General features: G+C 62.2%; 9 protein-coding genes. 3 read left to right on the top strand and 6 right to left on the bottom strand.

What is annotated here, in order from left to right; all coding sequences use genetic code 11:
- On the bottom strand, positions 1-975 hold a 975-nt coding region (locus tag LDL37_RS07880; protein ID WP_290796350.1), incomplete at its 3' end, for a hypothetical protein.
- Between the two features lie 527 nt (positions 976-1,502).
- On the opposite strand from LDL37_RS07880, the gene LDL37_RS07875 reads away from it, so the two are divergent.
- On the top strand, positions 1,503-2,960 hold the full coding sequence (locus LDL37_RS07875) for a M23 family metallopeptidase (RefSeq protein WP_290796347.1): 1,458 nt from the start codon (positions 1,503-1,505) through the stop codon (positions 2,958-2,960).
- A 177-nt stretch (positions 2,961-3,137) separates the two neighbouring features.
- Here the strand turns inward: LDL37_RS07875 and LDL37_RS07870 are convergent, their stop codons facing one another.
- Both LDL37_RS07870 and LDL37_RS07865 read right to left on the bottom strand, forming a co-directional pair.
- A complete protein-coding gene (locus tag LDL37_RS07870; RefSeq protein WP_290796344.1) occupies positions 3,138-3,791 on the bottom strand; it encodes a hypothetical protein in 654 nt (217 codons plus the stop codon).
- A gap of 144 nt (positions 3,792-3,935) precedes the next feature.
- Positions 3,936-5,213 (bottom strand): MFS transporter, encoded by a 1,278-nt coding sequence (locus LDL37_RS07865; RefSeq protein WP_290796341.1) that lies wholly within the window; start codon positions 5,211-5,213, stop codon positions 3,936-3,938.
- Positions 5,214-5,286: 73 nt separating this feature from the next.
- Between LDL37_RS07865 and dapE the strand changes: the two genes are divergently transcribed.
- Positions 5,287-6,441, top strand: a complete 1,155-nt coding sequence (dapE, locus tag LDL37_RS07860) for a succinyl-diaminopimelate desuccinylase (protein ID WP_290796338.1) — start codon at positions 5,287-5,289, stop codon at positions 6,439-6,441.
- Positions 6,442-6,734: 293 nt separating this feature from the next.
- Here the strand turns inward: dapE and truA are convergent, their stop codons facing one another.
- From truA to def, 3 genes are all read right to left on the bottom strand, one after another.
- On the bottom strand, positions 6,735-7,508 hold the full coding sequence (gene truA, locus LDL37_RS07855; protein ID WP_290796334.1) for a tRNA pseudouridine(38-40) synthase TruA: 774 nt from the start codon (positions 7,506-7,508) through the stop codon (positions 6,735-6,737).
- Positions 7,509-7,742: 234 nt separating this feature from the next.
- Positions 7,743-8,672 carry a methionyl-tRNA formyltransferase gene (gene fmt, locus LDL37_RS07850; RefSeq protein ID WP_290796331.1) on the bottom strand — a complete coding sequence of 310 codons (930 nt, stop codon included), beginning with the start codon at positions 8,670-8,672 and terminating at the stop codon, positions 7,743-7,745.
- A gap of 162 nt (positions 8,673-8,834) precedes the next feature.
- Positions 8,835-9,371: a peptide deformylase gene (def, locus tag LDL37_RS07845; protein ID WP_290796328.1), complete on the bottom strand. Its 537-nt coding sequence runs from the start codon at positions 9,369-9,371 to the stop codon at positions 8,835-8,837.
- A 218-nt stretch (positions 9,372-9,589) separates the two neighbouring features.
- On the opposite strand from def, the gene LDL37_RS07840 reads away from it, so the two are divergent.
- Entirely contained in the window at positions 9,590-9,994 is a 405-nt protein-coding gene (locus LDL37_RS07840; protein ID WP_290796326.1) for a DUF2141 domain-containing protein, read from the top strand.
- The last annotated feature ends 6 nt before the right edge of the window (positions 9,995-10,000 follow it).

Here is a 10,000-nt window from a genome sequence, read left to right as displayed (position 1 = left end):
CGCGCCCTCCGACAGGCGACGATAGGGCAGGCGCAGATCAAGGTCGGCGTGCACGCCGCTCAGGCGCGGCAGCGGATCACCCAGTTCGGCATCGGGCGCGCGCGCCGCCGGGAACAGCAACTCCGCCGCAGACAGGTTGGCGTCGATGCGTAGGGCCTCACCGGCATCGGCGTCGGGTTCGGCCTGAATGCGGATATGGCCGTCGGAAAGCTGCCCCTGCAATTGGGAGCCGTTCAGGGCGCCGGGGATCAGGGTGGCATTCAGCGCCCGCAGGCGACCCTCTTTCAGGCTGAGCCCGCCAGTGGCCGCGACTGTGCCATAGTCGGTCCGCACGCGGATGCGCGCCTCTTCGACCAGAATCTCTTCCGGCAAGGGACCGCCGCCCCCGCCCCCGCCGCCGCCTTTCAGCAGCCGGTCCAGACGCCCGAAGCCCAGCCCTTTTTTATCATAGGAAAAGCTCAGCTCCGGCTTGACCAGATGGATGCGTTTGACGCGCGTGAGCGGCTGCCCCAGCCGCCACAGGTTCAGCTCATAATCAATGTCGAAGCGTTCGATCTTCAGGTCGGGCCGCCCAGCTTCACCCAGCACGATGCGGCCGGACACATGGTCCAGACTTAAGCTGTCGATGCGCAGCTCAGACGGGATATCGTTGGAACGCAGCCACCCTTGCGCCACTTCGCGGGCAATGTCCTTACGCGCCGCATAGGCGATGACACCCACCGCCGCCGCGCCCCACAGGGTCAGCAGCAGCCAGCCGCCCGCCTTCAGATAGCGCTTGCGTTTACCCGGACCCCCCGGTCCGCCAGAGGCGGTGCCGCCCCTTTGGCCGCCCCCACCGCCGCCTTTCGGGCGCGGCGCAGGGGCGTCGTTTCCGTTGCTGACCGCACGGGTAAAACTCGACTGGGGCGGCAGCCGCACAGGAAACAACAGCTCACCTCCATCCTCAGGCGCATCGGTCAGAATGTGGGTGCGCAACGGATCAAGCTCTCACGGGATCAACGGTTGGACAAAAGGTTCAGGGCAGCATTATGGCACGCAACTCTTAAAAAAACGGCGCATAACCGATTCTTTTTCTTACCGTATCCGGAACATTACGGCCCCTTTATCGGCCACCCGGTGCGTTTTTTGGTCGCGCGTTACGCAAAGTGATAGCGTCAGCACCTCACCCGCCTCATGGCGTCCCCTGTCGTAAAAAACCCATAAATGCGCCCTGAAAGGGCCGGTTTAAGCCGGATATTAACCTTCGACCTCTAATTGGGACAGGTCCTTTTGTGTCCCTTCGACCGGAAAACGGCGATATGTGAGGCGGCCGCCGCCTCATTTTCGCCCCATTTCGGCGTATGCAGGGGCGTTAACACTTTCAAATTCGCGCCTGCGGCATATTGTCGAGGCGCACATTCCCTGAAACAGGGAGATACAGGCTAACTGGGCGGCGGAGAAAACGGCTCCGTTTTGAGTAGAGCCCGCGTTGTGTAAACCTCGTATACCGTTTTTGGATCGTAATGGCTCAACTCGACCCTCGCCGCCAACCTGTGCGCCTGACCCCGATGGTGCTGGTCTCTGCGACCGCCCTGACGGTGGCCACCCTGGTCTGGCGCGTTTATCAGCCGCTGCCCAGCACGCTGCCGACCCTTGACCCCAGTGCGACCCTGGCGCTGGAAACCCGCGCTCTGGCCGAAGCCGCCGCGCGTCCGGGCTTCACTCAGCCGGTCAATGTGCAGATCATGGTGCGCGCCGGCGAAACCCTCACTCAGGCCCTGACCCGCTCGGGCGTCTCCTCGACCGAGGCCAATGCCGCCGTGTCGCTGCTGTCGCAGGCCTTTGATGTGGTCAATGTTGGCAAGGGGTTAAGCCTTCAGGCCGCCATTGCCCGCCCCGAAAACGGCCGTTCCCCGGCGCAGCTTCTGGGCCTGACCGTGCGCACCGGCCCGGCCAAGCAACTGACCCTGACCACCAGCCACGACGGTTCAATGCGCCTGCGTGCGCTCGAAGAATCGGTGCGCGATGAGCGCCGTGTCGCCATTGGCACCATCGACGGCTCGCTGATCACCTCGGCCACGGCGCTGGGCGCCACGCCGAACGTCACCGGTCAGGTGCTCAAGCTGTTCGCGCACAAGATCGACTTTGAACGCGACATCCAGCCGGGCGACACCTTCAAGCTGGTGTTTGACCGCAAGGTCACCGAAAGCGGCCGCGTCGTGGAATCCGGCAATCTGCTCTATGCCGAAATCAGCGCCAAGGGCCACATCACACGCTTCTATTCCTACAAGCGTCAGGGTGATAAAGAGTCGCAATTCTTTGACGATACGGGCAAGAATATCAAAGGCTTCCTTCTGGCCACACCGGTCGCGGCGGCCCGCACCTCGTCCGGTTTTGGTATGCGTCGCCACCCGATTCAGGGCTTTATGAAGATGCACACCGGCATCGACTTTGCCGCCGGTACGGGCACCCCCATCTACGCCGCCGGTGACGGCGTCGTGGCCGATGCCAAGTGGTGGGGCGGCTACGGGCGCTGGGTGCGCGTGTCGCACAATAATGACTGGGCCACCGGCTATGCTCACATGTCGCAGATCAAGGTCCGCCCCGGTCAGCGCGTCAAGCAGGGCGAACTGATCGGCTATGTCGGCTCGACCGGCAATTCGACCGGTCCGCACCTGCACTTCGAAGTGTGGTACAAGAACCGCCCGATCAATCCGAAAGACGCCAAGGTGCCGCAGGGCACCATTCTGGCCGGTCAGGACCTCGTGGCCTTCAAGGCGCGCAAGCACGAGCTGGACACCATGATCGCCATGGCCGACCTCAAGCGCACGCAGGACAATCTGCCGTCTCAGGCGCTGGCCATGAAGACCACGCCGTACAAGTACGAAGACTCCGGCGCGGCCAACAAGCTGGTCGCCAAGACGGAGCGCAAGAACATCCCGCTGCGCCCGGCACTGTCCACCAGCCGCGGCAGCCAGTAACAGACAAAAAAAGCCCGGTTCTGCCGGGCTTTTTTAGTGCGCTTGTCCTAAGTGACTTGGTCGCGCAAGTTGACTGAAACAAGTGCGGTTAAGCTGAATCGTATAAGCACCTCCCCTGAAATCAGGGGAGGCGCTATAGCGAAATGTCGTTTCCAGCTAAAATCATCGCGCTATCCTTTAAACACGGTTTTTGTAATATTTGAGCAACTCAAGCTCGTGCAACCTTTGCCGCAGCACCGTCAGCATGGCATCAGTTTCAAGAGGCGTCAGACCGCTTTCCTCAAACCCGGCTTCTGCGCCCTCTATCATCGCTCTCAAGTTTTCGGCCTTCTGATCTCCGCTCAGCCCCTCGCTCTTCCACTGGGCCTCATATTCCGCCAGCTTTCGGCGCGCCACCTCACCGGCTTCGTATGCGTAATCTGGCGCTACAAATAGCCCTGATACAGGAGCAGCCATCGAAATTTTTGACCTCCACAACCATACCTGCCACGCCCACAGAAGCGCCGGAAAAACGAAGTGCGAAACCATCACCCATCCGCTTGGCAGGTAAGCCTCGTCCAGATAGTCACCGACCCGAAAGCAGGCATAGATGGGGAAAGCAATCATCACAGCCCATCGCAGCCACTGCGTATTTTCGGCAAACTCACGCGACAAGCCGAACCAAAGACCTCCAAACAGAGCCGCCAAGCAAAGTATAGGAACAATAACCGACAGGCCCATCGGGTCGTAATCAGCCAGCATTGGGTAAGCCAGCTCAAAATCAACACCAAAATGAGTTGTCAGTAATAACAACGCAAAAAGGAACACCCCATCACCGATATTCCTCCCCACCTCAACCTCCCGTCAAACGTGTGTCCGACTCTAGACACAACGCCGGAAATGGTGCAAGCCTCCCTTTCCGGGCCTGAAAACCCGAAAACACAGCGGCGGATTGAGGGGAGCTGAGAGAAGCGACGCCCGTTTCAAGGCTTCTCGCTACTCCAGCTTGTCCACCCGATATAGCCTCGGAAACAGCTTGATCCACGCGCCGGTCACCAGTATCGCGCCAATGCCGCCGAATAGGGCCGCGCCGATGGGCCCCAGAAGGCGCGTCGCCACACCGCTTTCAAATTCGCCCAGCTCATTCGACGCCCCGATAAACAGGTAGGACACCGAGGCCACCCGCCCGCGCATGGGGTCGGGTGTCACGATCTGCACCAGCGTCCCGCGCACAAAGACGCTGACCATATCCGCCGCGCCCAGCACGGCCAGCGCTGCCACTGACACGAAGATGTTCGTCGAAAGCCCGAAAATAATGGTCATCAGGCCGAACACCGCCACGCCGCCATACATCCACTTGCCGGCCTTGTACTTCAAAGGCCGCCGCGCCAGCCACAGGGCCGTCATCATGGCCCCGACCGCCGGGGCGGCCCTGAGCGCGCCATAACCGATTTCACCAGCGTGCAGAATATCGCGCGCAAAGATAGGCAGCAGCGCCGTCGCCCCGCCCAGCAGCACCGCCGCCAGATCGAGCGACAGGGCGCCAAAGACGATCTTGTTGGTCCAGATATAGATCAGGCCTTCGCGCACCATCTCCATCTTGGAGCCGGCGGGCGCATTGACGGGGTGCGTATCGGCCTTCAGCGTGGCGATCAGCACGCCGCCGATGACAAACAGCGCCGCCGAAAAGCCGTAAGCGAACATGGCCGAAACGCTGAGCAGAAGGCCGCTGACCGCCGCCCCGGAGATACCGCCGATCTGAAACGCCAGGGCGTTGGAGGCGATGGCGCGCGGCAAAATCGCCTTGGGTACCAGCATGGGGCCGATCGCCGATGAGGCCGGAGCGATAAAGGCGCGCGACGCCCCCAGAAAGAAGGATAGGGCAATGAGTCCGGCAATCGGCGGATGATCCAGCGCCGACAGCCCCATATAGCCCAGCGCAATCACCGCCTGCGCCGCGATGGTATAGCCCATGATCTTCTTGCGGTCATAGCGGTCGGCCACGATCCCCGCCGGCAACGTAAAGGCGAACATGGCGATAAACTGCGTCAGCCCCATCAGGCCGATATAGAGTGCTGCCTCGCCGATGCCTGAATCCTTGCGCGCCGTCTCATAGATCTGCCAGGCGATGACCGCGCTTTGCGACGAAAAGCCCAGCACGGAACACAGGCGGGCGATCCAGAAGTTGCGGTAGGCGGGTATGCGGAACGGGTTTTGCGATTCCGGCGGCGACGGCGGCTCGGAAACGATTTCAGGCGAAACGGGAGGGGTCACGGCGATATCCGGTAAATAGGTCCGCGAATGATTTCACTTTCGTTCGCGGCAAAGTCGTCTTACACCACGCGCCATGACGAATATACCCGAAAACACGCTCGATCCGGTCGAATTGACCAAGGCCCTGATCAACCATCCGTCCGTGACCCCGGTGGACGCCGGGGCGATGGACCGCGTGCAACAGACGCTGGAATCGCTCGGCTTTGCCTGTGTGCGGCTAAAGTTCGGCGAGATCGAAAACCTCTATGCGCGGCGCGGAACGGCCTCGCCTAACCTGTGCTTTGCCGGTCATACGGACGTGGTGCCCGAAGGCGCGCTTGATGGCTGGCGCTCGGACCCGTTTGCAGCGACCATCGAAAACGGTGTGCTGACCGGGCGCGGGGCCGTCGATATGAAGGGCGGCATTGCGGCGTGGATCGCCGCCGTGTCGCGCTTTGACAGCGTGCCCGGTTCGCTGTCCTTCCTGATCACCGGCGACGAAGAAGGCGAGGCGCTGGACGGCACCAAAAAGGTCGTTGAACACCTGAGGCAAACGGGCGAGGTCATCGACCACTGCATCGTGGGGGAACCGACCTCTTCGGCCGTGCTGGGGGACATGATCAAGGTCGGCCGCCGCGGCTCGATCAACGCTACGATCACGGTTACCGGCAAGCAGGGCCACGTCGCCTACCCGCAGCGCGCCCTCAACCCCATTCCGGTGCTGGTCGCCATCATGGCCGAACTGGACGGGCGCGTGCTGGATGAGGGCTATGAGCGCTTCCTGCCGTCCAATCTCGAAATCACCACCTTTGATGTGGCGAACAAGACCACCAACCTGATCCCGCAAACGGCGACAGGGCGCATCAATATCCGCTTTAACCCGACTCATTCGGGCGCCTCCTTGCAGGCGTGGATCGAGGAGGTCTGCGCCCGTCAGGCGGAACGCAGCGGTGCCACGATCGAGGTGAAGGCCGCTATATCCGGCGAGGCCTTCCTGACCGAGGCCGGGCCGTTCGTCGATGTCATTCAGGACGCCATCCGGGACGTGCTGAAGGTCGAGGCCGATCCGTCAACCACCGGCGGCACGTCGGATGCGCGCTTTATCCGCGCCCTGTGCCCGGTGGTGGAATTCGGTCTGGTGGGCCAGACCATGCATCAGGTCAATGAAGCGACCCCGGTACAGGACCTCTATGACCTGACCGACACCTATGCGGCGCTGATCGCCAAGTATTTCAAAGTGTTCGCCTAACCCCTCCTCCCTGTCGCGCAGCGATGGGGAGGTGGCGCTGAGCGCAGCGAAGTGACGGAGGGGGACAACGCCTAGAGCGATGTGCGGAAACGGAGTTCGGCGAAGCCAAAAGTGTGAGCGGTTTTCCGCAAAAACATCGCGACAAAACAAGAATTTAGAGCGAAATGGCGATCCCACTCAAAGTCATTTCGCTCTAACCTCTCAGCGCGCGCTAACCTTGGGAGTCGCCCCCTCCGCCTCGACGCGCTTCGCTTGCTCGGCACCTCCCCAAACCTGCGGTTTAGGGAGGAGACTTATATCGAACTGCGGCTTGCGAAATCCGGTTCCGGCTCAAAGGTCACATGCGTCAGGCACAGGCCCTCCGGCGGGGCCACCTGCCCGCAGGCACGGCGGTCGCGCGCCTCCAGGGCCGCCTTGACATCGGCCACCGTCCAGCGACCGATCCCGGCCTCGACCAGCGTGCCGGTCATCGAACGCACCTGACGATGCAGGAAGGAGCGTGAGGCAAAGACGAGGTGAATCTCCTCCCCCACCCGCTTCACCCGCGCGATATCCAGCGTCTTGACGGGAGACGCCGCCTGACACTCCGTGTCGCGGAAGGTGGTGAAATCATGCCGCCCGATCAGGTGTTGCGCGGCCTCGGCCATCACCTCGGCATCCAGCGGCTTCTTGACATGCCACACCCGCCCCTGCTCCAGCGCCGGCGGGGCCCGGCGGTTGAGGATACGATAGCGGTACATGCGCCCCGTCGCCGAAAAGCGCGCCGAAAAGTCGTCATCGACAATCGCCGCTTCGCGCACGGCAATCGGTTCGGGGACCAGATAGGCGTTCATGGCGTCACGCACAACATCGGGCCGGTAGGTCTTGGGCAGATCAAACGTGATCACCTGACCCGACGCATGGACGCCCGTATCGGTACGCCCCGCCGCCGTAATGCGCAGGGCTTCGCCGGAAAAGCCCAGAATGGCGCGCTCCAGCGACCCCTGCACGGTGGGCAGGTTATCCTGCGCCTGAAACCCCTTGTACGGGCGGCCATCATATTCAACGAGGCAGGAATAGCGCGGCATGCTAAACCTTTATACCTCCCCGGTTTACCGGGGAGGGGGACCGCACGAGTCGCCTCAGGCGGTGAGATGCGGTGGTGGGGGTTCTTTCCATTTGACGCCATGCACGCGCTGTCGTGAGAGGCGCCCCCCCCACCGTCTGCGAAACCGTGGGTTTCGCATCCCATCGCTTGCGAAAGCTATACTTTCGCCGCGCTATACCCGCCAGCAAGCTGGGGGAGTATGATCGAAAAGGCCTCATCCCAGACGGTCCCCGGCGCTCAGGCCCGCGCCGTTGAGGAATTCGGTGGCGTCCTGCGCGCCCTTGCCTTCGCGCTGCACGCGCAGGAGTTCGATCACGCCGTTGCCCGTGGCCAGGCGCAGGCCCGGCCCGATCAGCGTACCCGGCGCAGCGTCACTCACCGCCGCATCGACGCGCGACATCAGCACCTTGAGGCGCTGCTCGCCCTTTGGCGTCGTCAGCATCGTCCATGCCCCCGGAAACGGCGACAGGCCACGGATGTGCCAGTCGAGTTCGCGCGCCGGCCGGCTCCAGTCGATTCGCGCCTCTTCCGAGGTGATCTTTTTGGCGTAGGTGACCTCACCGACCTGCGGTTCGCCCTCCGGCTGGCTGCGCTCAATGGCGGCCAAGGCGACGGGTAGCAGCGACGCCCCCAGCCCGGCCAGCTTGTCGTGAAGGGTCTGGGCCGTGTCCTGCGCCGTGATTTCGACGCGGCCGGACAGGATCACCGGCCCTTCGTCCAGCCCCTCGGACATGCGCATCACCTGCACGCCCGTATGGGTGTCTCCGGTCATGATGGCGCGTTGGATCGGCGCCGCCCCGCGCCAGCGCGGCAATAGCGAGGCATGGAGGTTGAAACAGCCGAGCGGCGGATGCTCCAGCACCTCGCGCTTCAGAATCTGGCCATAGGCGACAACGATGGCCGCGTCGATGTCCAGCGCCTGAAATTCGGCAATCGCCTCAGCCGACTTCATCGACTTCGGGGTGCGCACCGGCAGGCCGAGGCTATCGGCAAAGGCGTGCACCGGCGACGGGGTCAGCACCTGCCCCCGCCCCTTGGGTGCCGGCGGCTGCGAATAGACGCAGACGATCTCATGACCGGCGGCGACCAGTTCGGCCAGAGCCTTCACGGCAAATTCGGGGGTGCCCATAAAGGCCAAACGCATGGGTCTATCTCCGCAAAAAGTCTTCGCTTCGCTCAGTACGTTTTTGCGGGCTCAAAAACGACAAGCCAGACCTCGAAGCGGTTCTTCGGTCTGGCTTGGCTTTATTCAGAGGTGTTTTTCGATGCAATCGAAAAACGACGCAGCGGCCAGCAACCCGGATTATCAGGCGACTTTTTTGAGCTTCTTGACCTTGGTCACCGCCCGGTCGCGTTTCAGCTTCGACAGGTGGTCGATAAACAACACGCCGTTCAGGTGGTCCATCTCATGCTGGATGCAGGTGGCATAGAGGCCATCGCACTCTTCGATCACCTCTTCGCCCTGATAGTTCAGGTATTTGAGGCGCACGCGCGCCGGGCGCTTCACCTCATCATAGACTTCGGGCACCGACAGGCAGCCCTCATCATAGGTGGACAGTTCGTCCGAGGCCCACAGGATTTCCGGATTGACGAAGTAACGCGGCTGCTTCGGCGCCGGGGCGTCTTCGGGAAGGTCGTCGGGGCGTTCCTGAAGGTCCATGACGATAACGCGGATCGGCTCACCGATCTGGATCGCCGCCAGCCCGATGCCGGGCGCGTCGTACATGGTCTCCAGCATGTCATCCATCAGGGCGCGCAGTTCGTCGGTCACGCCCCCTTCAACGGGTTTGGACACCTGCTTGAGCAGCGGATTGGGTACGGTGATAATGTCTCGAATGGCCATGCCGCTAAAATAAGAAGCCGCCCCCGGCGGGTCAAGGCATTCGCGCTTCGTCGCTGACGATTGCTTATAAATCAGTCACTTGGCCAATGCCATTCACGAAGCGCCAGTGGCAGACCGTCCGTTGACGTAGGCAAAGGCCCCTTTCGCGCATCTTTTGCCCCATCGCCGCCGGGCCGACCTACACCGGGGTCATCGCAACGCAACCAACCGAGGTTCTTATGTTCAAACCCGCTCTTGTCACCGCCCTGATGGGCCTTCTCGCCCTGCCCGCCAGCGCCGAAACCCTGACGGTGCAGTTTTCCAAACTGACGCCTAAGGGCACACTGATGGTGGCCCTCTATAAGGGTGAAGAGGCCTATACGGGCGGCAAGCCCGTCGCCGCCCAGCAGGTCACCGTCAGCGCTGACACGGCCAGCGCCACCTTCGAGGTCGAACCGGGTCAGTACGGCCTGAAGATGTTCCACGACCTCAATGGCAATGGCAAGATGGACACCAACCCCTTCGGCATGCCGGTCGAGCCCTTCGCCTTTTCCAACAATGCCAAGGGCCGCATGGGCCCGGCGGCGTGGGCCGACGCCGCCTTTGAGGTCAAGGGCACCACCACGCAAGACATCGCGTTTTAAGGAGCG

The sequence above is a fragment of the Asticcacaulis sp. genome, assembly GCF_020217185.1.
In the GTDB taxonomy this organism is placed as follows: Bacteria; Pseudomonadota; Alphaproteobacteria; order Caulobacterales; family Caulobacteraceae; genus Asticcacaulis.
Note: the sequence above shows the minus strand (reverse complement) of the source record. Positions and strands in the feature narration are given on the sequence as shown.